We start from the raw sequence: 26,101 nt of genomic DNA on the forward strand, positions 1-26,101 counted from the left end.
CGAGGCCTGCGCAACGTCTCGTCAATCATGCGTGCCAAGGTCTTGTCAATCATGCGCGGCGGTGAGGTTGGATTAACCAGCCTTTTTAAGCGGTTTCGGAAAGCGCCGCGCTAAGGTCCTCGCATCGACCGGGAACATAATCCTGGCGGGGAGACTAAAGCCGTGAGGCGTCAAACAGCAACAAGCGGGGCCGCTCCCGCCGGGTCGAGCCGCAATCTGCGGCTCGACCCCCTTTCCCTTCCCGTCCGCTTCGATGCGCATGATCCGCGCGCCGACGGATACACCAGGCAGATCGAGCTTCATCGCGAACGCGTCGTGCTGCGCCGTGCCGTCCGCGGCATGCGGATGGCGATCAACGTCCGCGTCAGCGACTTCACCGGCGTCGCACTGCGCGGCAATGACGAAGCGCAGAGCCTCGTCCTGGTCCATCGCGATCCCTCGCTTTCGGTTCCGCTGCTGATCAGCACTGATGGCGACGAACTCACGGAGGCCTGGACGATCTGGAGCGAGATCTTTGCGCTGCCGCAGCTCGACGAAGGCGCCCGCAAGCCCGCAGCCCGCCGTCGCCGCAGCAATGCGATCCGCACCCGCCGTCCGAAATTTCTGATGCGCCGTCGCACTGCCATGACGCGCGAGCTGCCGGTTCACCGCGCAGAGCGCGAGATCATCGCGCGGAACTGAAGTTACGCCGCCCGCATGACCGCGTCGGCGAGCAACCCTGCAAACAACAACAGCCCCGCATCGCGGTTCGAGTAGAACACGCGCTTGCAGAGTTCGGGATCATCGATCCTGAGCCGCTTGATCTGCCAAGCCAGATGCATGGCGAAGGCCGCGAGCCCGAGCCATGCCGGCCAGCGCGCATCGCTTGATGCGAGCGCGACGCCGATCAGCATCACCGCAAGACCATAGAACAGGATCAGCGCCTGGTGCGTATGCGCGCCGAACAGCCGCGCGGTCGACTTGACGCCGATCAGCGCGTCATCCTCGGTGTCCTGATGCGCGTAGATCGTGTCGTAGCCGATCACCCAGGAGATCGCGCCGGCATAGAGCACGAGCGCTGTGACGTCGATGCGGCCGAAGATGACGGCAAACCCCATCAAGGCGCCCCAGGAAAAGGCGAGACCCAGCACGATCTGCGGCCACCAGGTGATGCGCTTCATGAAGGGATAGATCGCGACGATCAGAAGCGACGCGATGCCGGTCGCAATCGCAAAGCGGTTGAATTGCAGGAGCACAACGAGCCCGATCAGCGCCTGCGCGACCAGGAAGACCAGCGCCTGTTTCGCGCTCACCTGCCCCGACGGCAGCGGCCGCGAGCGCGTGCGCTCGACCTTGGCATCGAGGTCGCGGTCGGTGATGTCGTTCCAGGTGCAGCCCGCCCCGCGCATCACGAAGGCGCCGATGAAGAACAGGATGATGGTGAGCGGCAAGCGGCTGACATCGTGCGCCATGCCTGCGGCGAGCGCTGCCGACCACCAGCACGGCATCAACAAAAGCCAGGAGCCGATCGGACGATCGAAGCGCGACAATCGCAAATAAGGCCGCGCCCATTGCGGCGCGATCGTATCGACCCAGTTGCCGGTGGAATCGGCAACGCGGGCGGATGTATCGCTCATCGGGTCAGGACGTTGCCATTGAGCGTGTCGAAGGTGCTGCCGCCCTTCTTGCCGGCATTGGCTTCCGGCGCCGAGCCCGACCCCACCACCTCGCTCAGCGAAGGCCCGGCCGGACCGCGCGGCTGGTTCTGCATCTGCTGCGCGACCGTGCAGACCTTCTTCTGCATGGCCTCGGTGTTCTTGTGGCCGTTCTTCATCTGGTCGCCGATCTGCGGCGGGATCCCGCATTTGGCGGCGTGGGCTTCGACGTATTTGATCATCTTGAATTCAGACTGGCTGAAATTGCTGATCAGCTTGCAGGCCTCGTCCGGCGGAGCATGGCGGTCGCTCGCCGCCTTGATCAGCTTGCCGCGCTTTTCGGCTTCCTCGCGCAGCGGGATGAACTCCTTCATGCAATCCTCGCCGGGACCGCCTTGCGTCGGCGGTGCCGCGCTGAAGCCACCACCACCGACGGGAGCCGCACCATGGACCGGGAACGAGGCTTGCGGCGCGCCGCCGACGGAGGCAACGGGCGCCGAGCCGTTCACGGGCGGAAACGCGGAATCGGGTGCGGCCTGGCCGGGCAGCGGTGCCGGGAACCCCTGGGCATAAGCTCCCGCGGCGCCCATGGTGACCATGGCGACAGTGATCGGAACCATCAGACGACGGATCATCAAGGCAGTCTCTCCGGCAGGAGCTTACGGGTTCGGCGCCTTCCCAATTGAAGTGCAACCGGCGCGCTCGCATTTTACGATTCCCGCCGACCCTTAACAACCCGTCGATTAGGGCAAGAGCGCGGCGCGCCGACGTACCAGTTTGGCAAAATTTACCCCCGAAATGGCTGCTTTCGGTTAAGAACGGCGGCAAATCGGACTTTTGAACGATGCCCTCCCACGATTTTCGCGCTCCCCGCCTGTTCGTCGATGCCCCCCTTGCTCCTGACGCCAGGGTCCCGCTCGACCGCGCCCAGAGCAATTATCTCGGTAATGTGCTGCGGCTGTCCGCCGGGGCCCCGATCCTGGCCTTCAACGGCCGCGACGGGGAGTGGCAGGCCGCCATCGAAGGCCGCAAGCGGCCCGACAACCTCGTCATCCTGCAGCAGGCCCGCGCCCAGGACGGGTTGCCCGACCTCACTTACGTCTTCGCCCCGCTGAAGCATGCCCGGCTCGACTACACGGTGCAGAAGGCGGTGGAGATGGGTGCGGCCATTCTGCAACCGGTCCAGACCCGGTTCACGCAGGCGTCCCGTGTCAACACCGAGCGCATGCGCGCCAATGTGATCGAGGCGGCCGAGCAATGCGGTATCCTCAGCATCGCCGCCGTGGCCGAGCCGGTGCCGCTCGAACGCTTCCTGACACAGCGCGCCGCCGACCGCCTGCTGGTATTCTGCGACGAGGCGGCGGAGGTCGAAAACCCCATCCAGAGTCTGCAGCAGGCGCGCGAGGCCGGGCATGATCAGGCAAGACTTGATCAAGGAAGATTTGATCAAGAAAGATTTGGGATCGACGTCCTGATCGGCCCCGAAGGCGGCTTTGCCGAGGAAGAGCGGGCATTGCTGCTGCGTCAGCCGAAGATCCTGCGGCTGGCGCTCGGCCCCCGGATCCTGCGGGCCGACACGGCCGCGGTCGCGGCGCTGGCGCTGGTGCAGACCGTGCTGGGCGATTGGCGCGGCGGCTAGATTGCCTCTCGCATCGACCGGTGCAGGGTCTCGGAGGGTAGCTCTCCGAACGCCGCCCGGTAACTCGCCGCGAACTCGCTCAAATGCCAGAAGCCATGCGCAATGGCGCAGCCCTTGACGCTGCGCCGCCCGGGGCCGACGCGCAGCTGCTTGCGCACCGACCAGAGCCTCAACACCCGGCTATAGCGATGCGGGCTCATGCCGCAGATGGCCTGAGTGGCACTCTGGAGAGTCCGAACGGACACTCCCACCCGCTCTGCCAGTTCGGTCGTCTTGTGCCAGATCCTCAGATCGTGCCGGATCAGTCTTTCCATCTCCGCGACGATGCGCTGATAGCTATCCGTGGTGGAGGGCACAGCTCCGCGATTTACATTGGTACGAATAGCAGCATCCATCGCGGCGAACAGGGATTGCTCGACAACCGTTCGCGAAGTCGGCTCGTTCAGGAAGTCCGGATCATTCGCTGCAGTTTCAAGCGTGGTGGAAATCAAGCAACGCAAGGAGAGCAGCACGTCGGATGCCGGGCATAGCAGATGAAAGCCGTCATCCAGTCGAGACCAGGGCTCGCGCGCGGGCGGATTGAAGTAGACAACAGCCATCAGGCGCCCCGCCGGCTCATAGACCAGGCAATCGGAAGCCCCCTTCAGAATGAGTACGGAACTACCGATCGTTTGGCCATTGATGCGGGTTGCGGTCACATCATCCATCGGCACCACCACCGCGGCAGCGTTCATCAGCTGATAGCCGCGAATGATCCGCGGGAATGTCTTCACCAGAGACAGGGTCAGGGTCGGCAGGCTGAGCCGGGCGCGCATGATTGCGGTCGACCCGGCAGACAACGGCATGCTGGAGGCGCCGGCATATCTCTCGCTCTCGCCGAAATGATCGATGTCGTACGATTGGAGCTCGAGGGCCGAGGATGGCTTCAGACCCTGGAACGACAGCAAGCTGTCCGCCGCACTATTTTGCGCTCCGTCGCAAACCTTGTTGAGAAGGCCTTGATCCATATCCTGCCGCTTACCTCGCCTTCCTTGTGGATGCGGCGCTTTTGCCCGCACGCAGATCATCCGGTCCGTTGATGCCGGCACGTTTGAGATCGCGAAGCAGCTTTGTCAGCAGCAGCATGTTGATCTTCTGCAGTTCGTGATTGTTTCCAAACCTGAATGCGTTCTGCTCGGTCACGATCAGCCCAGCCTTGGTCTCGGCGAGAATCTTCCGCCTCTTCAGTCCCGTCACGCGACGGCGAACTGTCTCCAGCGGCAGGCTCAGGAAGCGAGAGAGTGCCGCCCGCGAGACCCCTTGCTTGATCATGTCCGGCTCGACCGCATGAATGCTGGAGAATCTCTCGTCGAGCGCCGGATCGTTCATCACGTTGATGACGTTCGCGTTCAAAATCGCATGGACGATCAGAAGGTCCAGCGGATCGAATTCGTCGTAATGCCGAAACATCTCGCTGATCGAAAACAGCATATAGGCCAGCGTGTGCCGCGAGACCGTCCGGGTAATATCTGAAGCATTGCGCATGAATCAAAAACCAACATTAACACTGTAAACGAAGGCAGCAGCGAACGGATCATCCGCCATACCCAAAATGAGTATGCGACAACTTGCCTACGGTCCTCAATTTCTCATTGTGATGTCGGGACCGATTGCAGGTGCCTCGGACAAATTCGCGATTGGCCATGGGGGCAGCCGAAACTTTAAGGCGCGACCGCCGTATCTGATTGCTTCGAAGGTGCAGGCTCCACTCAGCCGGCGGTCGCGCGGGAATAATGGCCATGGACGACGATGTTGGATTCGACAGGCAGCGCGGCGAGGAATTGTGGCTGATCAAAGCGTTTCTCAGCATCACGGATTCGGGCAAACGGGAGAAAATCCTCGAGCTGGCAGAGCAGCTCGCGGATGAGGCTTCATCCGACCCTCCAATACTTACGTTCACCTCGGCCGAGGCGTCTGTTGCGGAACCGTCCAGCGACGTCCCTGGCCGAACTGAATGAAAGCGAAGCAGATTGTAGCCACATCGGCCGTTGCCGGCAGAACACGAACCGAGCGTTGATGAAATAGGTATTATAGTACCTTCCTTTGCTGACGAGGTTGGCCGGGGCTTCCTCGGTTCGCCGGCCTTCTCCGCCAACCCGGCTGCGGATCCGGGCAAGATCGTCCGGACGCTCCAACCTCGTTAAGCGATTGATCCTTTGAAGGTCGAAACCGGTTTCCGGCCATGCTAAGGGCTGCGCCAACTCCCGTCCCTTTCCTTGCCTGCCCGGTTCCGCCCGGACGATGGACCCCGAGATGACCGTCACTGCCACCTCAAATGCTGCCGGATCTGCCGCCTGGGCGGACACGCTGCTGCTGTCGTTCGCGCAGGCGGGCTATGTCAGGGCCGAGCCCGCCATCCTGCAACCGGCCGAGCCGTTCCTGGACCTTTCCGGCGAGGACATCCGCAAGAGCCTGTATTTGACGACCGACCTGTCCGGCGAAGAGCTCTGCCTGCGCCCCGACCTGACCATCCCCGTGGCCCGCGACTATCTCGCCTCGGGCCGCGCCGGCCAGCCCGCCGGGTTCAGCTATCTCGGCCCGGTGTTCCGTTACCGCAGCGGCCAGGCCAGCGAATTCCTCCAGGCCGGCATCGAATCGTTCGGCCGCCAGGATCGCGCCGCCGCCGATGCCGAGATGCTGGCGCTGGCGCTGGAGGCGACCGCCGCCTTCGGCGTCCGCGATGTCGAGATCCGCACCGGCGACGTCGCGCTGTTCAACGCGCTGCTCGATGCGCTCGACCTCTATCCGGTCTGGCGCCGCCGCCTGGTCAAGGATTTCAACCGCAAGATCAGCCTGGAGCAGGATCTAGAGCGGCTGGCGCGCACGACTGCCACCACTCGCAGCGAATATGAGGGCGTGCTGGCCGCGCTCGCCGGCTCCGACCGCAAGGCGGCGCTGGCCTTCGTTACCGATTTGATGTCGATCGCCGGGACCACCAATGTCGGCGGCCGCACCACGGCTGAGATCGCCGATCGCTTTCTTGAGCAATCGACGCTAAAGGGCGGCGCGCTGCCGCGCGAGGCGATCGCCGTGCTGAAGCGCTTCCTGTCGATATCGGGCAACCCTGACGGTGCCGTCGCCGAGCTGCGCGCGCTCACCGCTGATGCAAAGCTCGATCTCGCTGGCGCGATCGACCAGTTCGAAAGCCGGATCGGCTTCATGGCCGCGCGCGGCATCGACGTGAAGGGCACACGCTTCTCGACTGCGTTCGGGCGCGGGCTCGACTACTACACAGGCTTCGAATTCGAGCTGCATCACCGGGGTAACGGCACCGAGCCACTGGTCGCCGGCGGCCGCTATGACGGGCTGATGACCCAGCTCGGCTCGCCGGCGCCGATTGCTGCCGTCGGCTTTTCGGTCTGGGTCGACGCGCTGACCGGGATCGGCCGCAAGGTGGGAGCTTAAGCCATGAGCGCGCCATTCGTTCTGGCAGTTCCCTCCAAGGGCCGGCTTCAGGAAAATGCCGAGGCCTTTTTCGCCCGTGCGGGACTCAAGCTGTCGAAGGCCGGCGGCGCACGCGACTATCGCGGCACCATCGCGGGCCTCGACAATGTCGAGGTCGCCTATCTCTCGGCGAGCGAGATCGCCGCGCAACTGGCCCGCGGCTTCGCGCATCTCGGCGTCACCGGGGAAGATCTGGTGCGCGAGAACATCGCGGATGCCGACAAGCGTGTGTCCCTGATCGACGGGCTTGGCTTCGGCTATGCCGACGTCGTCGTCGCCGTGCCGCAGTCGTGGATCGACGTCCGCACCATGGCCGATCTGGACGACGTCACCACCGGCTTCCGCGAGCAGCACCACATGCGGATGCGGGTCGCGACCAAGTTCGTCAACCTCACCCGCGCCTTCTTCCAGAACCACGGCATTGTCGACTACCGCATCGTCGAAAGCACCGGCGCAACCGAAGGCGCGCCCGCAGCCGGCGCCGCCGAGATGATCGTCGACATCACCACCACGGGCGCGACACTTGCCGCCAATGGCCTCCGGGTGCTGGACGACGGCGTGATGCTGCGCAGCCAGGCCAATCTGGTCGCCTCAAAGGATGCCGACTGGACGCCGCAAGCGCGCGAGACCGCGCGCATCATCCTCGATCACATCGCAGCGCGGGCGCGGGCCAACAAATATCGTGAGGTCCGGACCCGTTTCCGGCAGTGCGACGCGGTCTTGCTCGGCGAAGCCCACAGCCGCTTCGGCGTCGAAACCCCGTTCGGCGGACCGACCTCGTCGGGCATGCTCACGCTGCACTGCCCACCTGGGCAGCTCTACGCGCTCGCGAGCTTCCTGCGCGAGCATGGCGCCGAGACCGTCTCGGTGGTCTCGCTCGACTACGTGTTCGACCGGGACAACCCGCTTTTCGCCAAGCTCGAGGCGTTCCTGCGGCAGTGAGCCTCGGGCCCGTTCAGCATGGCGACAGCAAGCGACGGCTACCATATGCTGTTGAGAAGACTTCAACGCCTCTGGAACCTTGATCGATGACGCTGGGCTCTGACGTTTCCGGCCTGACGACCACCGCGGCCGGCGCCGCGGCGAAGGGACTGTCGATTGTCGTCCCCGTCTACAATGAGGCGGCGGGCCTGGCCTCCCTGCACCAGCGCATTTGCGATCTCGCAAAAACCTTGCGGCAGCGCTATCGCCTCGCCTGCGAGGTCGTCTATGTCGACGACGGCAGCGCGGATGCGACGCTGTCGATCGCACGCAGCCTGCCGGCCGATATGGTCGACGTCCAGGTGGTCTCGCTGTCGCGCAATTTCGGCAAGGAGGCGGCGTTGATGGCCGGGCTCGACCATGCCCGGCTCGGCGCCGTGATGTTCATGGACGGCGACGGCCAGCATCCGCCTGATCTCATCGAGCAGCTGGTGCGGCACTGGATCGAGGATGGCTATGACGTCGTCTATACCGCGAAGGCGCATCGCGACAACGAGCCCTTCCTACGCCGGCTCGCCGTGCACGGCTTCTACGCACTGATCAATTGGGGCGCCCGCCAGAAAATCCCGGAAGACGCCGGCGACTTCCGCCTGCTGTCGCCGCGCGCGGTCGCTGCGCTGCGGCAGCTGCCGGAGCGCAACCGCTTCTTCAAGGGTCTGGCGAGCTGGATCGGCTTCCGCCAGATCCGCGTCGACTACGAGCCCGCGGCGCGCATCCACGGCGTGACCACCTTCAGCGCCGCGCGGCTGCTCGGCCTGTCGATCGAAGGGGTGACCTCGTTCTCGGTGGCGCCGCTGCGCTTTGCCAGCCTGCTCGGCGTGATCCTGGCCGGCGGCGCCTTCCTGTTCGGCCTCTCGATCCTGTGGGAGGTCTGGACCACCGGCAAGCAGGTGCCGGGCTATCCCTCGCTGGTGATCGGCCTGATGACGATCGGCGGCGTGCAGCTCATCATGATCGGCATCGTCGGCGAATATATCGGCAAGATCCTCTCCGAGCTGAAGGCGCGCCCGATCTACTTCGTCGCCGAGCACAGCGAAAAGCATTTCGAAGCCGGCAAAGCCGACGACGCGTCGAACAGGACGGCGGCCGAATGAGCGCGGCCGCGACGCCGCGGCGGATCTGGCTCTGCGCCGACGATTACGGCATCAGCCCCGGCGTCAACCGGGCCATCCGCGACCTGATCGAACACGGCCGCCTCAATGCCACGTCGGTGATGATGGTGGGCCCTGCGATCGAGCGCGGCGAGGTCGACGCGCTTCAGGCCGCAGCGAAGACGAGCCCGCGCTGCGCGATCGGATTGCATGTGACGCTGTCGGCGCCGTTCCGGCCGCTCACCATGCATTTCCGGCCGCTCGACGGCGACATGTTCTTCGCCTTTCCAAAGCTCTTGCGCGCGGGCCTCATGCGGCGGCTCGACCGTGAGTTCTTTCGCAATGAGGTGAAGGCGCAGTTGGCAGCCTTCGCAAAAGCCTTCGGCCGCCCGCCCGACTTCGTTGACGGCCACCAGCATGTGCAGCTGTTTCCGCAGGTGCGCGACGGCTTTGTCGACGCAGTCACCGAAGCCGCGCCAAACGCCTGGGTGCGTCAGGGCGGCCGCGACCTGCCATGGGCGCAGCGGCTGGCCTCGCCGAAGGCACTGGTGCTCGACATCCTGAGCGCGCAATTCCGCCGCCGCGCCGGTGCAGCCGGCCTCAGCTTCAATCCCGGTTTTGCCGGCGCGTACGATTTCACGCGGGCGGCCGATTTCGGCGAACTGATGCGGCAATTCCTGGAAGGCCTGCCTGACGGTGGCCTCGTGATGTGCCATCCCGGCTTCGTCGACGACATCCTGGCCGGCCTCGACCCCATGACCGACGTCCGCGAGCGCGAGCATGCCTATCTCGCCAGCGACGACTTTCCGCAGCTGCTCGCGGCCAGCAATGTGACATTGGGATGAACCTGGTGAAAGCAAGCCGCGATGGCAGCCTGTCGCATACCGAAATTTAATCCAGCCGCCACTGTTGGGGCCGCAATGGAACCCTACATCTGCCTCGCGCTTGTTTCGCGCGAAGGAGACACACCATGACGCCGCAGGAACGCCAGCTCGTTGACGAGCTTTTCGACCGGCTTTCGAAAATCGAGAATGCACCGCGCGATCCCGATGCGATCACCGCGATCTCGGATGGCTTGCGCAAGGCGCCCGGCGCGATCTACGCGCTGGTGCAGACCGTGCTGTTGCAGGACGAGGCACTGAAGCGCGCCCATGCCCGCATCCAGGAGCTGGAAGCGGCCCATGCGCCCGAGCAGGCCCAATCCGGCGGCTTCCTGGATACCATGCGCGACACACTGTTCGGCGGGAGCCCCTCACGCGGGTCGGTTCCGAACGTGCCGCCGCGCGACCAGCGGCCAGTGTGGAACAGCGGCCAGGCGATGCAGCAGGCGCAGCCGGGTTACGGCCAGCCGCCTTCCGGACAGGCTTACGGCCAAGGGCAAGGTTATGGACAGGGTTATGGCGCCCCGCCGGTCGGTGGTGGCGGCGGCTCGTTCCTCGGCACGGCGGCGGCGGCGGCCGCCGGCGTCGTCGGCGGCTCGCTGCTGCTCTCGAGCATCCGCGGCATGATGGGCGGATCGCATCAGCAGGCTTTTGGCGACACTGGCGCCTTCGGTGATCGCGGCGGCAGCCCCTGGGGCGGCAGCGACCAGTCCGGCGGCTCGCTCGCCCGCGATGCCGGCCTCAACGACATCGGTTCGAACCGTGATCGCGACGACTCGCGCCAGGGCTTCGCCGATCAGGCGTCGAACAACGACCGTAACGACAACGACCAGAACGACAACGATCAGAACGACGACAACGTGGACGTGGCCGACGACAGCGATTTCGGTGGCGGCGGAGACGACGGCGGCAGCGACTACGCGTGACGCCATTTCTCGTCCTTGCACCAAACAGAAACGGCCGCCCCATGAGGCGGCCGTTTTCATTTAAGATGCCAGGCGATCACATCACCACGACCCTGGTGCCGACATTGACGCGGCCGTAGAGGTCGATGACGTCCTCGTTGCGCATCCGGATGCAGCCGGAGGAGACGTTGGTGCCGATGGTCCATGGCTCGTTCGAGCCGTGGATGCGGTAAAGCGTCGAGCCCAGATACATTGCGCGCGCTCCGAGCGGGTTTTCCGGGCCGCCTTCCATGTGCCGTGGCAGATCGGGGCGGCGCGCGATCATTTCCGAAGGCGGTGTCCAATCCGGCCATTCGCGCTTGGCCGTGATCGACTTCACGCCGGACCAGGTGAAGCCGGGACGGCCGACGCCGATACCGTAGCGCATCGCCTTGCCGTTGCCCTCGACGAGATAGAGAAACTTGTTCGGCGTATCGACCACCAGGGTGCCGACACTTTCCTTGCCGCTATAGTCAACAACTTGTTTCTCGAATCTCGGATCGAACTGGCGCTGCCGGGGATCGACCGCCTCTTGCTGAACAGCCGCCCCCTGCATCTGCGGTTCGCCCATCGGCGGCAGGCGGCGCGGATCGGAATAGCCCGGCTGCTGCTGATAGAGCGGCTGCTGCGGAGCATAGGCCGGGCCGCGGCCGGGCCCATCGCCGAACAGGAACTCGATGAAGCCGCCGCCCATGTTGGCATTGGAGGCGACACGCACCGGCGCCGGCAGCACCTGCGGCTGGTAGAGCACCGCTGGCGGATCGTTCGGCACAGTATTGTCGAAGGCACCGGCGCTGGTCGCGCCGGCCATGAAGGTGCAAGCACTGCCAAGCAGCGCGACAGACATTTTCTTGAACATCGACGTACTCTGTACTGTTTCGTCTAGTTGCATTTACCGTCGAAAGCGTCTGGCTCAACCGCGTCCGCGACGTGGTCAATAAAGAGCAAAAGCCGTTTTGTTTGGTAAACGGAAACGGCTTTTCGATTCACCATTTCGCCAAGCGAGGGCCAATTGGCGATCAGCGTTTATTTTCGGTGAATGTGAGAAGTGCATGGTTAACCGCGGGTTTTCACGTCGTCGCGCACCGCCGCACATCAGTTCCGGCTGTGAACTTCGTGTTAAATCGCTTCTGTCTACAAAGACGCGTGAGTGAGGTGGGGGGAGTAACGTGATGGCAATTCACCGCAAACGTTTTCGTGTCGAAGATATCGTCGGTGGCGAGATGCCAATTCTTGACGTAACGGAAGAGGCAATGCCGATGCATAGCGAGATCATGGCCGAGCTGCGCGCGATCCGCGCACAGATGGCGAAGGGCACTGCCCCGCTATCCGGCAGCGCAGCCATGGCGGCCATCGACGCCTCTACGACCCAGGAGCTTACCGACGCACGCACGATGCTTGAGACCTACCGGGCTCAGATCGAGCAGTGCGAGAAGCTGAAGGTCGAGCTCGACCTCATCCATGACGCCATCGATCGCACCAAGCGCGAGATCGCGACGCTGCACGGCAAGAGCTTTGACGGCGGCGAAATGGCCAAGGTCAATGGCGAGCTCGGCGCGGTCGTCGGCGGCACCGAGCAGGCGACCCAGCAAATTCTCGAAGCCGCGGAGTCGATCGACCAGGCGGCTAGCGCGATGTCCAAGGTGCAATCGGCCGACCAGCAGAAACTGCTCGCCGACGACATCCAGGAACGCGTCATCTCGATCTTCGAGGCCTGCAACTTCCAGGACCTGACCGGCCAGCGCATCAGCAAGGTCATGGGCACGATGAAATTCATCGAGCAGCACATCAATGCGATGATGGACATCTGGGGCGGCGTCGACGCCATCAAGTCCCACGTCGTGCCGCAGGTCGATACCCGCAGCGACGACGACAAGCTCCTCAACGGCCCGAAGCTCGCCGGCGACGTCGGCCACGCCTCGCAGGACGACATCGACGCGCTGTTCGACTGATCGGACGCGGCAGAGAGAAAAACAAAACGCCGGCGCAAGCCGGCGTTTTTTTCGTGGTTAGACGGGTACCCCGATCACGCCCTTGGCGCGCAGCGGACGTAGACCATGTTGCCGTAGCGGGTGGCGGCGTCCTTGTCGACGAAGCGGGTGATCATGACGCGGCCGTCGAAGGAGACGATCTCGCGGTCCTGCTCGCCGGGCGTCGGGCCGGGCGGGCCGATAAAGTTCTTGCCGCCGGGCGAGCCTTTCAGCCGCAGTTCCTGCGGTGTGGCCTGGTCGGCCAGATGCATGACCACGCCGCCGGAGGTCCCGGCGCCGATCACGTAAGGATTTTTGCACTGGGCCCGGGCGGCCGCCTCGGTACGGGCGCGATCGGCCGGGTTCTGGAACGAGGCGAGACCCCAGCGGCCGACGATCTCGTCGGCACGGATCGACGCCGGCATTTCCGGCGCCTGGCCGGGCTCGGATTCGGGCGCCGGCTGGGACGAGGAGAAGGACGGCAGGCTCATGCCGCCGCCGCAGGCGCCAAGCAGCAGCGCCAGGCAAGAGGCCGCCGCCAGATTGGCAACCGTGCGCGCGTGAGCTGAACTGATCATGGCTTTCCCCCGAACCAAACGACGGCCGCACCCCTCCCGCAGCCAAGCGCAAAACCGCTGCTGGAGCAATGACGTCCTATAATACGTCCGCGCCCCGAACGAGTTTCCAATGCCACCATCCTATATCCGCCTCACCAATCGCTTAACCACCTTTGCTTGACAGGATCGCGGCCAAGCCATATTTCCGGGCACACTATTAGCACTCGGAAAGCCCGATTGCTAAGCGCGCCGTTCGATCCTCCGGCGGCAGCGCTGCCCTCACCCACTTCCGCCGCTTTCGGAAAACCGAGCCTCCAAAGGGAAACGTCATGGCTAAGTCCAAATTTCGTCCGCTGCATGACCGTGTCGTGGTCAAACGTATCGATGCCGAGGAAAAAACCAAGGGCGGCATCATCATCCCGGACACCGTCAAGGAAAAGCCGTCCCAGGGCGAAATCGTCGCCGTCGGCCCCGGCGGCCGCGACGAGGCCGGCAAGCTGATCGCGATCGACCTCAAGATCGGCGACCGCGTGTTGTTCGGCAAGTGGTCGGGCACCGAGGTCAAGATCGACAACGAAGATCTCCTGATCATGAAGGAGTCGGACATCATGGGCGTTCTGGCCTAAGGCCGTACGCCTGAACGGCCGCTGAATGCCATGCCCGGATCATCAGGTCCGGGCATCCATCATTCCGCCGGGTTCGATCCACGGATCCCGGAATTGATGCGACGAACACACACGACACATCACGAAACAAGACCCATCACGAAGTAACAGGGATTGCAGACCATGGCTGCCAAGGACGTCAAGTTTTCCGGAGACGCGCGCGATCGCATGCTGCGCGGCGTCGACATTCTCGCCAACGCCGTCAAGGTGACGCTCGGCCCGAAGGGCCGCAACGTCCTCATCGAGAAGTCGTTCGGCGCGCCTCGCATCACCAAGGACGGCGTCACCGTCGCCAAGGAGATCGAGCTCGACGACAAGTTCGAGAACATGGGCGCCCAGATGGTGCGTGAGGTCGCCTCCAAGACCAACGACCTCGCCGGCGACGGCACCACCACCGCGACCGTGCTGGCCCAGGCCATCGTGCGCGAGGGCGCCAAGTCGGTTGCCGCCGGCATGAACCCGATGGACCTGAAGCGCGGCATCGACATCGCTGTCGCAGCGGTGATCAAGGACATCGAGAAGCGCGCCAAGCCGGTCGCCGCCTCCTCCGAGGTCGCCCAGGTCGGCACCATCTCGGCCAACGGCGATGCCGCCATCGGCAAGATGATCGCGCAGGCGATGCAGAAGGTCGGCAACGAGGGTGTCATCACCGTCGAGGAGAACAAGTCGCTCGACACCGAAGTCGACATCGTCGAGGGCATGAAGTTCGACCGCGGCTATCTGTCGCCCTACTTCGTCACCAACGCCGAGAAGATGACCGCCGACCTCGAGGACGCCTACATCCTCCTGCACGAGAAGAAGCTGTCCGGCCTGCAGGCCATGCTGCCGGTGCTGGAAGCCGTGGTGCAGTCGGGCAAGCCGCTCGTCATCATCGCCGAGGACGTCGAGGGCGAGGCGCTGGCCACCCTGGTCGTCAACCGCCTGCGTGGCGGCCTGAAGGTTGCCGCCGTGAAGGCGCCGGGCTTCGGTGATCGCCGCAAGGCCATGCTGGAGGATCTCGCGATCCTGACCGGCGGCCAGCTGATCTCCGAAGAGCTCGGCATCAAGCTCGAGAACGTCACGGTGAAGATGCTGGGACGCGCGGGCAAGGTGGTGATCGACAAGGAGAACACCACGATCGTCAAGGGCGCCGGCAAGAAGCCCGACATCGAGGCCCGCGTCGGCCAGATCAAGGCCCAGATCGAGGAGACCACCTCGGACTACGACCGTGAGAAGCTCCAGGAGCGCCTCGCCAAGCTCGCCGGCGGCGTCGCGGTGATCCGCGTCGGCGGCGCGACCGAGATCGAGGTCAAGGAGAAGAAGGACCGCGTCGAGGACGCGCTCAACGCCACCCGCGCCGCGGTGCAGGAAGGCATCGTCCCCGGCGGCGGCGTCGCGCTGCTGCGTGCCAAGAAGGCTGTGGGCCGTCTCACCAACGCCAATGCCGACGTTCAGGCCGGCATCAACATCGTGCTGAAGGCGCTGGAAGCTCCGATCCGCCAGATCTCGGAGAATGCCGGCGTCGAGGGCTCGATCGTGGTCGGCAAGATCCTCGAGAACAAGTCCGAGACCTACGGCTTCGACGCCCAGAACGAGGACTATGTCGACATGGTCGAGAAGGGCATCATCGATCCCGCCAAGGTGGTGCGCACCGCGCTCCAGGACGCCGCCTCGATCGCCGGCCTGCTGGTGACCACCGAAGCCATGGTCGCCGAAGCGCCGAAGAAGGAAGCCGCGGCCGCCCCGGGTGGCGGCGGCGGCATGGGCGGCTTCTAAGCCGTCCGTTCCATTGCAATGTTGCGAAGGCCGCCTCCGGGCGGCCTTCTTTTTTGCCGACCATGGCCCTAGCTTTCCGATTCAACCGGCAGCCAAAACCCACTACGGTGGCGCCGATTCTATTTCCCCGAGGATTTAGTCGATGCGCGCGCTTCTGGTCTGCTCCACCGCCCTTTTGGCGGCCCTGCTTGGTGCCTCGCCCGAGGTCGCCTCCGCCCAGATGAAGCTGTCGCCGAAGGCCGCGGCGCCGGGCGGCACGGAAACGCGCTATTTCACCTCGATCGACGGCCTGATGGACGGCAATGCCGACGTGATCCTGAAGGAGACGCGGTCCGGCAAGATCGTCACGGCGGCCGTGCTCGACGTCTGTTACCCCGTCACAAAGAATTCCGACCGCAAGGACCGCTTCGTCGTCAATCTCCAGGTCGCGGGCCAGACGCTGACGGGCACGACGCAGAGTCTCGGTGAAAAGGCGCCGGTCAGCGTCAAGCTCACGCGCAAGGCGACCGGAGACACCTTCGAATTCCGCGGCCAGATCGGCATCGGCCAGGCCGTGACCGAAGTGGCCTCGCCGGACAACGCCGATCTCAGCGAGAAGGAATTTCTCGACAACCAGACCACCGATGACGGCATCACGCCGCAGCCGAAGGATTTCACCGAAGTCTCGCCGGAAGCGATCGCGGTCAAGGTCAAGCTGGATGTGGCCACCGACTTCCTGAAGAGCCTCAAGGGCCAGGACGTCGAGGTGACGCTGGCGAGCCTCACCGTCGGCTGCGACGCGCTGCGCGCCGGCGAGCAGACCATCAACATGTCGGTCGATCCGGAGCGCGCCGCCGCGCTGCTCGCGAAGTTCAAGGCGACGCCGGGCGTCACCGCAGCCGGCTGGACCACTGGGCTGACCGAGATGGACCGCTCCATCCGCATCCCCGCCGCCGACTGGCGCGACGGCGACAGGATCAACCGCGACAAGCTCGCCGCCGCAGTCGCGGGCGTGCTGGGCAAGACGCTCGCGGCAAAACCGGTCTCGCAGAGCTTCAACCCCGCCACCGGCAAACTCAAGCTGGTCTTCAAGCGGCCGAACCAGGATTTCCCGGCACTTGAGCTCACCGACACGATCGAGGTCTCAGCTCTCGTCTCCGCCGACAAGCCGGGCACGACCGACAAGCTGTTGCTTTGGATCAGCAGCCCCTCGACCACGACCACCGATGAGAGCACCGGCGCCAAGCTCAACGTCTCGGACGAAGCCGCGGCCGACGAGGAAGCCGACCAGCCCGACGACAATGGCTCGGTCGAGGCGCTGGCCAAGGAGCTGAAGGGCCAGCGCTGGGACGCCGACAAGTCGGTGTGGAAGTGACGTAACCGTCAATTCCCGTTGGCGCGAAAACGCAGCGGCTTCGGGCCGATCAGTGTGAGCACGTCGCCCTGGCGCTTCCAGGTCTCGACGGCTGCGAGCGCCGCGACGAGGTCGTCATCGGCCTGGGCCCTGGCCGGCGGACAGGACCGGTCCTCGATCTGGCCGGGCACGAAGATCACAGTGTTGCCGGCGACGGAAAACTGGCCCTTGCCGCCCTTGCACCAGAGCTCGAGCACGACCTCGCCATTGTCACCGATTTCGAGGTTCGGGATCCGTTTCGAGCCGGGCTGAGGCACCGCTTCGAGCGTCATCTCCGTGCCGAAGGGGAAGCCCTCTTCCGCACGCGCGCCAGCGGACATCGCAAGCACCGCAGCCGCCGCACACACCATCCGCCTGAACGAAACCATGAGACCTCTCGACCAACCCGGTTTGCCGGGTCTTCTATAAGACGGCGAAGCCTTTGAGAAGGTTTGTCGATTCAAGTCACAAAAATCCCCGCGGGACGATCCCGCGGGGATTTGGGTCGAAGCCGGACGTCGCCCGCTACTTCAGGACCATCGCCGTGAACGGCCAGACATAGGCCTGCAGCGTCACGAACAAGCCGACCAGGCAGGCCAGCACGATCGAGTGCCAGAACACGAAGCGCAGGATCGTGCCCTCGTGGCCGTACCAGTTGGTGGCGGTGGATGCGACCACGATCGATTGCGCGTCGATCATCTTGCCCATCACACCGCCGGACGAGTTCGCCGCCGCCATCAGGATCGGCGACAGGCCGAGCTGCTGCGAGGTGATCTTCTGGAGGTTGCCGAACAGGATGTTCGAGGCGGTATCCGATCCCGTCAACGCCACGCCCAACCAGCCGAGCAGCGTGCCGAAGAAGGGATAGAGCACGCCGGTTGCGGCGAAGGCGAGACCGAGAGTCGCGTCGACCCCCGACAGACGGGTGAGCGTGCCGATAGCGAGCATCGCCGAGATCGTGATCAGCGAGATCGCGCAGAGCCGAATCGTACGGCCATATTCCGCGAGCATCCGCGCCGGCGAAAAGCCGGCCAGAGCCGCGGAAATGATTGCCGCGATCAGCATGCCCGTGCCGGTGAACGACAGGTAGGTGAATGCGAACACCGCGCCCTCAGGCGTCGGCTTCGCCGCCACCGGCGGCACCTTGTTGATCATGTTGTGCAGATCCGGAACCGGATAGTTCACGGTGAAGATCGAGTTCGCCCAGGTCTTGAACGCACCGTTGCCCCAGATCAACATCACGACGCAGACGATGATCCATGGCAGCAAGGCGGTCCAGAGTTCGCGTTGCGTGAGCGGAGTTCTGTCCATCGACGCCGGCTTGGCCATGGTCGCGGCCGATTCGTCCCTGCCTCGCAGCGCCGGCGATAGCCAGAGCTGCTTCGGCTGCCAGACCCTGAGGAACAGAATGAGGCTCCCCATCGAGATCAGCGAAGCGCCGATATCGACGATCCAGGGATTGATGTAATTCGAGATCACGAATTGCGGGATCGCGAACGATAGGCCAGTGACAAGGATCGCCGGCCAGATGTCCTTCATGCCCTTCCAGCCCGCGAACGCCCACACCACCCAAAAGGGCACCATCAGCGAGAACAACGGCAATTGTCGTCCGACCATCGCGCCGAGGATGTAGGGATCAAGCCCGGTGACGGAAGCCAGGCCCTGGATCGGCGTGCCGAGCGCGCCGAAGGCAACCGGCGCGGTGTTGGCTATCAGTGACAGGCCGGAAGCCGCGAGCGGCGAGAAGCCAAGCCCGATCAGGACGGAGCCCGTGATGGCGACCGGCGTACCGAAGCCAGAGGCGCCTTCGAAGAAGGCACCAAAGGAGAACGCAATCAGCAGTAGCTGCAGGCGCCGATCCTCCGTGACGCCGCCGACCGCGCGCTTCAATAGCTCGAATTGGCCTGTTGCAACCGTGATCTGATAGAGGAAGATAACGTTCAACACGATCCAGCCGATCGGGAAGAAGCCGGCAACGACACCGAGCGCAGAGGCGCGAACCGACATGCCTGCCGGCATGGTGAAGACAAAGATAGCGATCAGGTTGGTCAGGATCACGGCGATGATGGCCGCGATGTGGGCCTGGACGCGTCCGGTTGCGATCAGGACCAGCAGCGTGACGACGGGTATCGCCGCCGCGATCGTCGACAGCACAGGGCTGTGCAGCGGATCATAGATTTGATTCCACATGGTCTTCCTCCCCCACGCGTTCTTGTGACATGCCGGTCAGCGTGGATGACCGGGCCTGCCTGGCGTGGTGGCTGAGGTGCCTGTGCGCTCTTGGCGAAAGTGTTGCGAATGCGGCTGTTCCCGCCCGCTCACAAGCTCGCGAAGTCCCGGAGGCCCCCACCCCGCGCCGTTAAAGCCCATGCTAGGGTTGCAGGCCGCGACAAGCCAACGCAAATTACAGAACTTGCGACTTTAGTCTAAGCGCGCCCATGTCGGCTCTTGCCTCAGCCATTTGGCTCCGAGCATTTGTGCACATCCCCTCAGGAGATCCCGCTCTGTGAAGAACATCAGCGCCACGCTCGCGATCGTCTGGCGAATCGCCATTCCCTATTTCCGATCGGAGGACAAATGGGCTGGCCGCGGCCTGCTCGCAGCCGTCGTCACCATCGAGCTGGCGCTGGTCGCAATCGACGTTCTGGTGAACCAATGGCAGAACCGGTTCTACAGTGCGCTCCAGGCGAGTGACTGGGACGCCTTCGTCACGCAGATCTGGATCTTCGTCGTGCTCGCCTTCACCGCGATCGCGCTGGCCGTCTACAAGCTGTATCTGAACCAATGGCTCCAGATCCGCTGGCGGCAATGGCTGACCCGGCACTATCTCGGCGAATGGCTCCAAGGCGCCACGCATTACCGCATGCAGCTCAAGGGCGACGCCGCCGACAACCCGGACCAGCGCATCACCGAGGACGTCAAGAACTTCGTCGAGCAGACCCTGACCATCGGGCTCGGCCTGCTCTCGTCGATCGTGACGCTGTTCTCCTTCGTCATCATCCTCTGGGGTCTCTCCAAGGCCGCGCCGCTACACCTGTTCGGCACCGACTACATGATCCCGGGCTATCTGTGCTGGATTGCGCTGATCTACGCGATCTTCGGCACCGCGCTGACGCACTGGATCGGCGCGCCGCTGGTCAATCTCAATTTCGAGCAGCAACGCTATGAAGCCGATTTTCGCTTCAACCTCGTCCGCGTCCGCGAGAATTCCGAGCAGATCGCGCTGTTGAAGGGCGAAGGCGCCGAACGCGGGCGCCTGCTGGACCGCTTCAGCTTCGTGATCGGCAACTGGTACGCGATCATGAGCCGCACCAAACGCCTTAGCGCGTTCACCAACAGCTATCAGCAGGCCGCCGTGATCTTTCCCTACGTGCTGGTGGCGCCCGCCTTCTTCGCCAAGAAGATCCAGCTGGGCGACATGATGCAGACAGCGTCCGCCTTCTCCAGCGTGCAAGGCGCGTTATCGTTCTTCGTGGTGGCCTATCGATCGCTGGCAGAGTGGCGTGCGATCGTCGCACGTCTGGACGGCTTCGAGATGTCGGTCGATGCGGCCGCGCACCTGCCCGCCCATGAGCCGGCGATCGCGCTCAAGGCCGCCAGCGGCCGCAATATCGGCCTCGAGCAGCTCTGCGTGAACCTGCCCAACGGCACGCCGCTGGTCGCAGCCGACGGCTTCACCATCCAGGCACCGGAGCGCGTGCTGGTGACCGGGCCATCCGGCTCCGGCAAGTCGACGCTATTCCGCGCCATCGCCGGCATCTGGCCGTTCGGCACCGGCACCATCGTCGTCCCCGAGAAGGCGAAGCTGATGATGCTGCCGCAGCGCCCCTATTTCCCGGTCGGCCCGCTGGGTGAAGCCGTGATCTATCCTGCAGCGCCCGGCGCGTTCCAGGCAGCCCGGATCCGGGATGCGGTGCTCGCAGTCGGCCTGCCGGACCTCGCCGAGCGGCTTGGCGAGGAGGGCCATTGGAACCGGATGCTGTCGCTCGGCGAGCAGCAGCGCCTGGGGCTCGCCCGCGCGCTGCTGCATGCGCCGGACTATCTGTTCCTGGACGAGGCCACCGCCTCGCTCGACGAGCCCTCCGAGGCCCGGCTCTACCGGCTGCTGGTCGAGAAGCTGCCGCAGGCCACCATCGTCTCGATCGGCCACCGCTCCACGCTCGACGCCTTCCACACCCGCAAGGTGACGATGGTGGAGGATGGCAAGATCCACGTCCTCGGCGATGGCGGCGCGCCGGCCGAGAAGGAGCCGAGCGCGGCGCGCTGAGGCGGCGGCCGGCGGGTTATCGCATCGAAAGGACCGGCGGCTTCCTGATCGCCCTCGGGACGCCCGCCGTCTTGGTTCTGGCCTCGTCATTGACCGAGTGTGAAGCAGTCCACCCGCTCTTCCACGCGCACTTTGAGGCGCAGGCACCCTCGCAATCTCGAGCCACGTCTCGACCCTGAGGCCGAAAGCCCTCCATCCCAAAGCAAAAGGGCGGCAGATTGCTCTGCCGCCCTTGGGAGTCGTCTCGGGAAGAAACTTACTTCAGGTTGCTCATCGCCGTCAGGTCGAACGAGAGCTTGGCAACGCCAGCCGCGCCGCACCAGTTCGAGCCAGCACCGCCGGGGTTGATCGGGGTGACACTGGTCGTGCCACTGGCGTTGAAGGCGCTGGTGAAGGCGTTGCAATCACCCTTGTTCAGGTTGGTGTCGGAGTAACGCAGATCCAGCGTGAACACCTTGTAGGTGAAGCCGACACCGACGTTCCAGGTGTAGTAGTCCTTGTAGGGGATACCGTTGGCGAAAACGGTGCCGACACCGGTGCCGTAGAAGGCGTCAGATGTGCCGAACCACTGCCGACCGAATTCACCCGATGCGTACAGGCCGACGCCCGAGGAGCCGAAAACCGTGCTCGGCGCCGTGTACTTGGCGGTCACCGAGGCGTAGTTGCCCCAAGCACCCGAATTCAGGAAGTTCGGCGAGTAGTACTCGGTCACGCCAAGCGCCCAGTTGTCGTTCACCGTGTAGGTGCCCTTGCCGTAGACTTCGAAGAAACTGACGTCCTTCTTCATGACGTTGCCGTCGGCGAGGAAGATCGTGGTCGAGCTGATTCCGCAGACGTTGCCGCCCGGAATGCCGCCGGTGAGCACGTTGTCGGCGCAGCTCCCGCCCGGATACAGATAACCCCAGACGCCGATATCGAAGGCGAAGGCACCGAAGGTCGGGCGGATACCACCGTAGATGTCGACTTCTGCCGCAGCGCGGTTGGCGAAGGAAATGCTCTCCGCGGACACGCCGACGTATAGCTGGAGATCCTTGGTGACGTTGTAGCGGGGCTCGAAATAGGCGGCGACCGACGGCTTGTGGTTCGACTGGGTCACACCGCGGAAGATGTAGTCGTTCATGATCGCGCCGCCGAAGGCGATATCCCAGGGGTCAAAGGCCGGCGGCGGCGGAGCCTTCAGTGCCTTCACATGCAAATCTGCCGCGAAAGCCGAACCCGTCGCCACCATTGCCAGCGCCGTTGCCAACAAAGCCATTTTCTTCATTTCGATCCCCATCACCAGTTCTAGACCCCAGTCGAGTTCCGGAAGCCCCCCGGGCCACCCGACCTGATTTCAAATTTCGTTACCGCGGCAATCTGGATTGGGGGACGTGAACCGTGAAGCAAAAAACAAGAGCATCTGCCGACTTTTTAGGCGTTCTGGCGATTCCACGAAAGGTTGTCAGACTGTGTTGCTTCTCGATCACATTAATTTCACGCCAAAGTGCACAGAGGGGACCGGGATAGTACGTAGCCCTGCGGTCGCGTGGCGTGCGCGCACCGAATCAAGCTGACTCGAAAAGCGGCAGCCTTCGGCAGGCCGCGGCGGCGATGCAAAAAGGCCGCAGCGTCACCGCTGCGGCCTTCCTGATTGTCGATCGTGGGTAGGGGGCTGGACCCTGGCCTGGCCTAGCTTTGGCCCTCGGCCGGCGTCGGCTCCGCAGAAGACGAAGGCATCGCCCAGCTTGTCTCGGCGGCAGGCTCGGGAGCCGGCGCCGGCGCTGCCGGCTTCGGCGCGGAAGCTGCCTTCGGCTTCTTCGGTGCTGCTTTCTTCGCGGCCTTCTTGGGCGCCGCCTTCTTCACCGCAGCCTTCTTTGCTGCCTTCTTGGCAGCCTTCTTCGGTGCGGCTTTCTTGGCAGATTTCTTTGCAGATTTCTTGGACGACTTTTTCGCTGCCTTCTTTGCGGACTTCTTGGCCGCCTTCTTCTTCGTCGCCTTCTTCGCCGCTACAACCTTCTTGGCCTTTTTGGCCTTCTTGCTTTTTTTCTTTGTCGCTTTCGCCATCGTGGTCCTCCTGTTGCCGCCGAACAATGGTCGATCGGGCGTCTTCGGCCGTCACCCCGGGAGGAAAGTTCAGCTCGACGAATTCAATGCCGGCCGCGACCCGCCCGTAGCCCAATCGAGAAGCTCAATCGTGTGCACGACCGGAATTGACGTGCCACTGGCAATCTGCACCATGCAGCCGATATTGCCCGCGGCAATCATGTCCGGCTTGACGCTCGCGATGTTGGCGACCTTGCGATCGCGCAACCTGCCCGCAAGGTCGGGCTGGAGAATGTTGTAGGTCCCCGCCGAACCGCAACACAAATGGCTCTCGGGCACATCTTTCACCACGAATCCATTCTTGGAAAGCAATTCTTTCGGAAGGCCCGTGATTTTCTGCCCGTGCTGCAAAGAACATGCGGAGTGATAAGCGACGACGATGTTGTCTTCCCGCGTCGTCGGCGCGAGTCCGAGGCCGGCGACGTATTCGGTGATGTCCTTTGCGAGCGCGGAAACCTGCGCGGCATCGGCGGCAAGCGCGCGATCCTCGCGCAGCAGATAGCCGTAGTCCTTGATCACAGTGCCGCAGCCCGATGCCGTCACCAGGATGGCGTCGAGCCCCTCGCCTGCCGCCTCTTTCTGCCACGCCGTGACATTGGCGCGGGCGCGTGCCAGCGCATCATCGTCGTGGCCGAGGTGATGGGTCAGCGCGCCGCAGCATTGCTCGTCCCTGACCAGGACGACCTCGATGCCGTGGCGGGTAAGAAGGCTGATGGCGGCCTGGTTGATGCGCGGCGCCAGCACCTGCTGGGCGCAGCCCTGGAGCAGCGCGACCCGGCCGCGCTTCTTGCCGAGTGCTGCGAACACGCTGCCCGGAGCGGGGCCCGGTGCCGGCAGCCGGCCAGGTGCCAGCGCCAGCATCGCCTTGATGCGCTGGATCAGGCCGGGCGTCGCCGACGGCCGCGGGGTCGGCAGGAAGACCGCGAAGGGCCGGGCCAGCCGCGCCAGCCGCATGCTGATGCGGAAGCGCTGCGGGTCGGGCAGGACGAAGGCCAGCACCTGGCGCAACAGCCGCTCGGTCAGCGGCCGCTGATAGCGCTGTTCGATCCTGACCCGGGCCTGGTCGACGAGGTGCATGTAGTTCACCCCTGACGGACAGGTGGTCATGCAGGCAAGGCAGGACAGGCAGCGGTCGACGTGCTTGACCACCTCGGCCGTCGGCGCCTGGTCCTTCTCCAGCATCTCCTTGATCAAATAGATGCGGCCGCGCGGGCTATCGAGTTCGTCGCCGAGCAGGACATAGGTCGGGCAGGTTGCGGTGCAGAAGCCGCAATGGACGCAGGCGCGCAGGATCTTGTCGGCTTCCGCGATGTCGGGGTCGGCAAGCTGGGCGAGTGAGAATTCGGTCTTCATGCCGCAACGCCCCGCGTCAGCCGTCCCCGGTTGAGAATAGCTTTTGGATCGAAACTGGCGCGGACCCGCTCGCTCAGGGCGGCAATGCCCTCGCTTTGCGGATGGAAAACGTCGACGCCGCGCCTGACGTCCTCGGCCGCCCGGATGAGGGTAGCGTGCCCACCGAAGGCGCCGGCGCGCTGGCGCACGGCCGGCGCGTGCGCGTCGCCCTTCGGCGGCAGCGCCGCCCAGATCAGACCGCCGCCCCAATCGTAGATCACGTCGCCGCCGGTCTCGCGCGCCAATTGCGCGCCGAGCGCTGCGCCCGATGCCGGCGGACAGACGATCCGCCACACCGGCCAGGCGCCGAGCGCGCCGCTTGCCGCGAACGGCAGGACGTCACGGATCGTGGCCCACAGCGCGGACGACGCCGCGTCCTCGATCAGGGTCGCGGTTCCGAACGGCGCCAGCAATTCGCGCAGCGAGCCGGCGCGATGGACGGCGGAGGCCGTGATGCCCTCGAGCCGCAGCACCGTCAGCGCCTCGCCCTGGCCTGCGATATCGCCAAGCCCGTCGGTCCTGCCCCGAAACGCCGATTTCGGCAGATGCGCAGCCGCAGACACATCGAAGGGCGAGCCGAGCGCCGCGGTCATCGCCTTGTTGGCGGCGGCATCATCGAGCCCGCGGAGCAGCAGCGTTCGCTCGGCTTCCGGCTTCGGCATCACCTTCAGTGTGACCTCGGTCATGACAGACAGGGTGCCCCAGGAGCCCGCCAGCAGCTTGCAGAGGTCGTAGCCGGTGACGTTCTTCACCACCTTGCCGCCGGTCTTGAAACTGTCGCCGAAGCCGGAGACGGCATGCGCGCCGAGCAGATGGTCGCGTGCCCCGCCCGCCTTGATGCGGCGCGGCCCGGCGAGGCCGGCCGCGATCATGCCGCCGATGGTCCCGAGCGCGGGCGTGCCGAGCAGTGGCGCCGTGTTCATCGGCTCGAAGGCGAATTGCTGGTTCTTGGAATCGATCAGCGACAGCACGTCGGCGACCGGCGCGCCGGCCTGAAGCGTGACGATCAGCTCGTTGGGTTCGTAGGCGACGACCGCGCTCAGCGCGGAGAGGTCGAGCACGGCGTTGGTCGCCATGGTGTGCCCGATGCCGCGCTTGCTGCCATGGCCAATGATCTCGAGCGGCTGCTCATTGGCAATCGCCGCGCGCACCACTTCTTCGACGTCTTTGGCGTCTCGTACCCTGAGCGTATCCACCCTCATAGCGGGTATCGAAATTCGACACCAAAATCAAATGCGGCGTGAAGCCGATGCGCGAGACCCCACCGCGACGCTTCGACCGCAATCGAAGCGTTCACGACATCGACACTTCGACCAGCGGCGAACCAAACCCGGCGGGCCATCGCTACAAGGTTGTCCGAACGGGGGCGCGATCAACCGATGGAGACA

General features: G+C 64.4%; 25 protein-coding genes. 13 read left to right on the forward strand and 12 right to left on the reverse strand.

The window, feature by feature from the left end; translation table 11 throughout:
* Positions 1-162: 162 nt before the first annotated feature.
* Complete coding sequence (locus ACPPVR_RS37670; protein ID WP_426611544.1) at positions 163-681, forward strand: DUF6101 family protein; 519 nt, start codon at positions 163-165, stop codon at positions 679-681.
* Between the two features lie 2 nt (positions 682-683).
* On the opposite strand, the gene ubiA is transcribed toward ACPPVR_RS37670, so the two are convergent.
* Both ubiA and ACPPVR_RS37680 read right to left on the reverse strand, forming a co-directional pair.
* Positions 684-1,616, reverse strand: coding sequence for a 4-hydroxybenzoate octaprenyltransferase (gene ubiA / locus ACPPVR_RS37675; RefSeq protein ID WP_426611545.1), 933 nt, complete (start codon positions 1,614-1,616; stop codon positions 684-686).
* Positions 1,613-2,269 carry a hypothetical protein gene (locus ACPPVR_RS37680; protein ID WP_426616264.1) on the reverse strand — a complete coding sequence of 219 codons (657 nt, stop codon included), beginning with the start codon at positions 2,267-2,269 and terminating at the stop codon, positions 1,613-1,615. The genes ubiA and ACPPVR_RS37680 overlap by 4 nt, the downstream gene beginning before the upstream one ends.
* Before the next feature lie 209 nt (positions 2,270-2,478).
* Between ACPPVR_RS37680 and ACPPVR_RS37685 the strand changes: the two genes are divergently transcribed.
* Positions 2,479-3,273 carry a 16S rRNA (uracil(1498)-N(3))-methyltransferase gene (locus tag ACPPVR_RS37685; RefSeq protein ID WP_426611546.1) on the forward strand — a complete coding sequence of 265 codons (795 nt, stop codon included), beginning with the start codon at positions 2,479-2,481 and terminating at the stop codon, positions 3,271-3,273.
* Here ACPPVR_RS37685 and ACPPVR_RS37690 read toward each other — a convergent pair.
* Positions 3,270-4,280, reverse strand: coding sequence for a helix-turn-helix domain-containing protein (locus ACPPVR_RS37690; protein WP_426611547.1), 1,011 nt, complete (start codon positions 4,278-4,280; stop codon positions 3,270-3,272). The genes ACPPVR_RS37685 and ACPPVR_RS37690 overlap by 4 nt on opposite strands.
* Positions 4,281-4,290: 10 nt before the next feature.
* The gene (locus ACPPVR_RS37695) at positions 4,291-4,797 is read right to left on the reverse strand and encodes a hypothetical protein (RefSeq protein WP_426611548.1); all 507 of its coding nucleotides are present in this window, start codon (positions 4,795-4,797) and stop codon (positions 4,291-4,293) included.
* A 254-nt stretch (positions 4,798-5,051) separates the two neighbouring features.
* Here ACPPVR_RS37695 and ACPPVR_RS37700 point away from each other — a divergent pair, with 254 nt between their 5' ends.
* From ACPPVR_RS37700 to ACPPVR_RS37725, 6 genes are all read left to right on the forward strand, one after another.
* The gene (locus ACPPVR_RS37700; protein WP_426611549.1) at positions 5,052-5,270 is read left to right on the forward strand and encodes a hypothetical protein; all 219 of its coding nucleotides are present in this window, start codon (positions 5,052-5,054) and stop codon (positions 5,268-5,270) included.
* A gap of 295 nt (positions 5,271-5,565) precedes the next feature.
* The gene (locus ACPPVR_RS37705; RefSeq protein ID WP_426611550.1) at positions 5,566-6,717 is read left to right on the forward strand and encodes an ATP phosphoribosyltransferase regulatory subunit; all 1,152 of its coding nucleotides are present in this window, start codon (positions 5,566-5,568) and stop codon (positions 6,715-6,717) included.
* Positions 6,718-6,720: 3 nt separating this feature from the next.
* On the forward strand, positions 6,721-7,698 hold the full coding sequence (hisG, locus tag ACPPVR_RS37710) for an ATP phosphoribosyltransferase (protein WP_426611551.1): 978 nt from the start codon (positions 6,721-6,723) through the stop codon (positions 7,696-7,698).
* 86 nt (positions 7,699-7,784) lie between these two features.
* Positions 7,785-8,831 carry a glycosyltransferase family 2 protein gene (locus ACPPVR_RS37715; protein ID WP_426611552.1) on the forward strand — a complete coding sequence of 349 codons (1,047 nt, stop codon included), beginning with the start codon at positions 7,785-7,787 and terminating at the stop codon, positions 8,829-8,831.
* Positions 8,828-9,673, forward strand: coding sequence for a ChbG/HpnK family deacetylase (locus ACPPVR_RS37720; protein WP_426611553.1), 846 nt, complete (start codon positions 8,828-8,830; stop codon positions 9,671-9,673). The genes ACPPVR_RS37715 and ACPPVR_RS37720 overlap by 4 nt, the downstream gene beginning before the upstream one ends.
* A 125-nt stretch (positions 9,674-9,798) precedes the next feature.
* Positions 9,799-10,635: a DUF2076 domain-containing protein gene (locus ACPPVR_RS37725; protein ID WP_426611554.1), complete on the forward strand. Its 837-nt coding sequence runs from the start codon at positions 9,799-9,801 to the stop codon at positions 10,633-10,635.
* A 76-nt stretch (positions 10,636-10,711) separates the two neighbouring features.
* Here ACPPVR_RS37725 and ACPPVR_RS37730 read toward each other — a convergent pair whose 3' ends face one another.
* Positions 10,712-11,512 (reverse strand): L,D-transpeptidase, encoded by an 801-nt coding sequence (locus ACPPVR_RS37730; protein WP_426611555.1) that lies wholly within the window; start codon positions 11,510-11,512, stop codon positions 10,712-10,714.
* A gap of 313 nt (positions 11,513-11,825) precedes the next feature.
* Here ACPPVR_RS37730 and ACPPVR_RS37735 point away from each other — a divergent pair, with 313 nt between their 5' ends.
* Complete coding sequence (locus ACPPVR_RS37735; protein WP_426611556.1) at positions 11,826-12,605, forward strand: protein phosphatase CheZ; 780 nt, start codon at positions 11,826-11,828, stop codon at positions 12,603-12,605.
* 74 nt (positions 12,606-12,679) lie between these two features.
* On the opposite strand, the gene ACPPVR_RS37740 is transcribed toward ACPPVR_RS37735, so the two are convergent.
* Positions 12,680-13,201 (reverse strand): hypothetical protein, encoded by a 522-nt coding sequence (locus tag ACPPVR_RS37740; RefSeq protein ID WP_426611557.1) that lies wholly within the window; start codon positions 13,199-13,201, stop codon positions 12,680-12,682.
* A 308-nt stretch (positions 13,202-13,509) separates the two neighbouring features.
* Between ACPPVR_RS37740 and ACPPVR_RS37745 the strand changes: the two genes are divergently transcribed.
* The 3 genes from ACPPVR_RS37745 to ACPPVR_RS37755 all read left to right on the forward strand — a co-directional run bounded on the left by ACPPVR_RS37745 (position 13,510) and on the right by ACPPVR_RS37755 (position 16,954).
* Positions 13,510-13,806: a co-chaperone GroES gene (locus ACPPVR_RS37745; RefSeq protein WP_426611558.1), complete on the forward strand. Its 297-nt coding sequence runs from the start codon at positions 13,510-13,512 to the stop codon at positions 13,804-13,806.
* A gap of 162 nt (positions 13,807-13,968) precedes the next feature.
* On the forward strand, positions 13,969-15,600 hold the full coding sequence (gene groL / locus ACPPVR_RS37750; RefSeq protein ID WP_426611559.1) for a chaperonin GroEL: 1,632 nt from the start codon (positions 13,969-13,971) through the stop codon (positions 15,598-15,600).
* A gap of 142 nt (positions 15,601-15,742) precedes the next feature.
* Entirely contained in the window at positions 15,743-16,954 is a 1,212-nt protein-coding gene (locus ACPPVR_RS37755; protein WP_426611560.1) for a hypothetical protein, read from the forward strand.
* Positions 16,955-16,962: 8 nt separating this feature from the next.
* Here the strand turns inward: ACPPVR_RS37755 and ACPPVR_RS37760 are convergent, their stop codons facing one another.
* Together ACPPVR_RS37760 and ACPPVR_RS37765 are read right to left on the reverse strand one after the other, a co-directional pair.
* Entirely contained in the window at positions 16,963-17,361 is a 399-nt protein-coding gene (locus ACPPVR_RS37760; protein ID WP_426611561.1) for an META domain-containing protein, read from the reverse strand.
* Positions 17,362-17,497: 136 nt separating this feature from the next.
* Positions 17,498-19,162: an L-lactate permease gene (locus ACPPVR_RS37765; protein WP_426611562.1), complete on the reverse strand. Its 1,665-nt coding sequence runs from the start codon at positions 19,160-19,162 to the stop codon at positions 17,498-17,500.
* Between the two features lie 316 nt (positions 19,163-19,478).
* Between ACPPVR_RS37765 and ACPPVR_RS37770 the strand changes: the two genes are divergently transcribed.
* The gene (locus ACPPVR_RS37770; protein ID WP_426611563.1) at positions 19,479-21,239 is read left to right on the forward strand and encodes an ABC transporter ATP-binding protein/permease; all 1,761 of its coding nucleotides are present in this window, start codon (positions 19,479-19,481) and stop codon (positions 21,237-21,239) included.
* 256 nt (positions 21,240-21,495) lie between these two features.
* Here the strand turns inward: ACPPVR_RS37770 and ACPPVR_RS37775 are convergent, their stop codons facing one another.
* From ACPPVR_RS37775 to ACPPVR_RS37790, 4 genes are all read right to left on the reverse strand, one after another.
* Positions 21,496-22,503, reverse strand: a complete 1,008-nt coding sequence (locus ACPPVR_RS37775) for a TorF family putative porin (RefSeq protein ID WP_426611564.1) — start codon at positions 22,501-22,503, stop codon at positions 21,496-21,498.
* Positions 22,504-22,907: 404 nt separating this feature from the next.
* The gene (locus tag ACPPVR_RS37780) at positions 22,908-23,282 is read right to left on the reverse strand and encodes a histone (RefSeq protein ID WP_426611565.1); all 375 of its coding nucleotides are present in this window, start codon (positions 23,280-23,282) and stop codon (positions 22,908-22,910) included.
* 69 nt (positions 23,283-23,351) lie between these two features.
* Positions 23,352-24,674, reverse strand: a complete 1,323-nt coding sequence (gene glcF / locus ACPPVR_RS37785; protein WP_426611566.1) for a glycolate oxidase subunit GlcF — start codon at positions 24,672-24,674, stop codon at positions 23,352-23,354.
* Positions 24,671-25,909: an FAD-binding protein gene (locus ACPPVR_RS37790; RefSeq protein ID WP_426616265.1), complete on the reverse strand. Its 1,239-nt coding sequence runs from the start codon at positions 25,907-25,909 to the stop codon at positions 24,671-24,673. Before ACPPVR_RS37790 ends, glcF begins: the two co-directional genes overlap by 4 nt.
* Positions 25,910-26,101 lie beyond the last annotated feature (192 nt).

Origin of the sequence: Bradyrhizobium sp. McL0616 (assembly GCF_049993385.1) — a bacterium.
Taxonomy (GTDB): Bacteria; Pseudomonadota; Alphaproteobacteria; order Rhizobiales; family Xanthobacteraceae; genus Bradyrhizobium.

Bases quoted from the DNA above. Each gene is read 5' to 3' on its own strand.
- ACPPVR_RS37735 (WP_426611556.1), top strand. From the start codon at position 11,826: ATGGCAATTCACCGCAAACGTTTTCGTGTCGAAGATATCGTCGGTGGC.
- ACPPVR_RS37755 (WP_426611560.1), top strand. From the start codon at position 15,743: ATGCGCGCGCTTCTGGTCTGCTCCACCGCCCTTTTGGCGGCCCTGCTT.
- hisG (WP_426611551.1), top strand. From the start codon at position 6,721: ATGAGCGCGCCATTCGTTCTGGCAGTTCCCTCCAAGGGCCGGCTTCAG.
- groL (WP_426611559.1), top strand. From the start codon at position 13,969: ATGGCTGCCAAGGACGTCAAGTTTTCCGGAGACGCGCGCGATCGCATG.
- ACPPVR_RS37685 (WP_426611546.1), top strand. From the start codon at position 2,479: ATGCCCTCCCACGATTTTCGCGCTCCCCGCCTGTTCGTCGATGCCCCC.
- ACPPVR_RS37715 (WP_426611552.1), top strand. From the start codon at position 7,785: ATGACGCTGGGCTCTGACGTTTCCGGCCTGACGACCACCGCGGCCGGC.
- ACPPVR_RS37730 (WP_426611555.1), bottom strand. From the start codon at position 11,512: ATGTTCAAGAAAATGTCTGTCGCGCTGCTTGGCAGTGCTTGCACCTTC.
- ACPPVR_RS37705 (WP_426611550.1), top strand. From the start codon at position 5,566: ATGACCGTCACTGCCACCTCAAATGCTGCCGGATCTGCCGCCTGGGCG.
- ACPPVR_RS37690 (WP_426611547.1), bottom strand. From the start codon at position 4,280: ATGGATCAAGGCCTTCTCAACAAGGTTTGCGACGGAGCGCAAAATAGT.
- ACPPVR_RS37760 (WP_426611561.1), bottom strand. From the start codon at position 17,361: ATGGTTTCGTTCAGGCGGATGGTGTGTGCGGCGGCTGCGGTGCTTGCG.
- ubiA (WP_426611545.1), bottom strand. From the start codon at position 1,616: ATGAGCGATACATCCGCCCGCGTTGCCGATTCCACCGGCAACTGGGTC.
- ACPPVR_RS37700 (WP_426611549.1), top strand. From the start codon at position 5,052: ATGGACGACGATGTTGGATTCGACAGGCAGCGCGGCGAGGAATTGTGG.
- ACPPVR_RS37775 (WP_426611564.1), bottom strand. From the start codon at position 22,503: ATGAAGAAAATGGCTTTGTTGGCAACGGCGCTGGCAATGGTGGCGACG.
- glcF (WP_426611566.1), bottom strand. From the start codon at position 24,674: ATGAAGACCGAATTCTCACTCGCCCAGCTTGCCGACCCCGACATCGCG.
- ACPPVR_RS37725 (WP_426611554.1), top strand. From the start codon at position 9,799: ATGACGCCGCAGGAACGCCAGCTCGTTGACGAGCTTTTCGACCGGCTT.
- ACPPVR_RS37720 (WP_426611553.1), top strand. From the start codon at position 8,828: ATGAGCGCGGCCGCGACGCCGCGGCGGATCTGGCTCTGCGCCGACGAT.
- ACPPVR_RS37695 (WP_426611548.1), bottom strand. From the start codon at position 4,797: ATGCGCAATGCTTCAGATATTACCCGGACGGTCTCGCGGCACACGCTG.
- ACPPVR_RS37765 (WP_426611562.1), bottom strand. From the start codon at position 19,162: ATGTGGAATCAAATCTATGATCCGCTGCACAGCCCTGTGCTGTCGACG.
- ACPPVR_RS37745 (WP_426611558.1), top strand. From the start codon at position 13,510: ATGGCTAAGTCCAAATTTCGTCCGCTGCATGACCGTGTCGTGGTCAAA.
- ACPPVR_RS37780 (WP_426611565.1), bottom strand. From the start codon at position 23,282: ATGGCGAAAGCGACAAAGAAAAAAAGCAAGAAGGCCAAAAAGGCCAAG.
- ACPPVR_RS37680 (WP_426616264.1), bottom strand. From the start codon at position 2,269: ATGATCCGTCGTCTGATGGTTCCGATCACTGTCGCCATGGTCACCATG.
- ACPPVR_RS37740 (WP_426611557.1), bottom strand. From the start codon at position 13,201: ATGATCAGTTCAGCTCACGCGCGCACGGTTGCCAATCTGGCGGCGGCC.